The 302-nt window shown below is 65.6% G+C and carries 1 protein-coding gene; it reads left to right on the forward strand.

What is annotated here, in order from left to right:
* On the forward strand, nucleotides 1-302 hold a 302-nt coding region (locus tag JHD69_RS20820; protein WP_199142209.1), incomplete at both ends, for a hypothetical protein.

Consider the following 302-nt stretch of genomic DNA (forward strand, 5'->3'; position numbering starts at 1 on the left):
GGCGTAGTTAGGGCCATTACAGACCATGAAGCCATCGATGCGCAACACATTAGGCAAATGCTGGCCAAACAGGATCAGGGCTTTGAAATGAAACACGATACCAGACTAGAGCTGAATAGCCAAAACCCTGTCTCTTATACACATCTCCGAGCCCACGAGACAGTACTCATGATCGCGTATGCCGTCTTCTGCTTGAAAAAGGGGGGGGGGGGGGGGGGGGGGGGGGGGGGGGGGGGGGGGGGGGGGGGGGGGGGGGGGGGGGGGGGGGGGGGGGGGGGGGGGGGGGGGGGGGGGGGGGGGGG

This window comes from Pedobacter sp. ASV12, from assembly GCF_016429155.1.
In the GTDB taxonomy this organism is placed as follows: domain Bacteria; phylum Bacteroidota; class Bacteroidia; order Sphingobacteriales; family Sphingobacteriaceae; genus Pedobacter.